Annotated in this window: 1 CRISPR repeat array. The window is 69.6% G+C overall.

Annotation, left to right across the window (positions count from 1 at the left end):
* Position 1: 1 nt before the first annotated feature.
* Positions 2–458: a CRISPR direct-repeat array (repeat unit 28 nt; unit sequence TGTTCCCCGCGCGAGCGGGGATGAGCCG).
* Positions 459–460: the final 2 nt, after the last annotated feature.

Below are 460 nucleotides of genomic sequence, written 5' to 3'. Positions count from 1 at the left end.
GTGTTCCCCGCGCGAGCGGGGATGAGCCGCGGAGCTGGTTGCCTTCGGTGCCGTCGGTGCGGTGTTCCCCGCGCGAGCGGGGATGAGCCGAAAATGACAGGCGAAGCGTTCAACTTCCCCGTGTGTTCCCCGCGCGAGCGGGGATGAGCCGCACCAGGCGCCAAGACGCCCAAGGGCAAGAAGGGGTGTTCCCCGCGCGAGCGGGGATGAGCCGCGTCCGACGCGGGCAAACCAGCGATACCCAGAGTGTTCCCCGCGCGAGCGGGGATGAGCCGGCTAAGAAGCGCGTCCGCAAGTACGAGAAGAAGTGTTCCCCGCGCGAGCGGGGATGAGCCGCGGTCGCGGCGGCAGCCATAGTGAGTGAAGTGGTGTTCCCCGCGCGAGCGGGGATGAGCCGACGGTCACGGCCAGGGGTAAGCGCAAAGGCCTGTGTTCCCCGCGCGAGCGGGGATGAGCCGCC

Origin of the sequence: Rothia sp. HMSC069C03 (assembly GCF_001811075.1) — a bacterium.
Taxonomy (GTDB): Bacteria; Actinomycetota; Actinomycetes; order Actinomycetales; family Micrococcaceae; genus Rothia; species Rothia mucilaginosa.
Note: the sequence above shows the minus strand (reverse complement) of the source record. Positions and strands in the feature narration are given on the sequence as shown.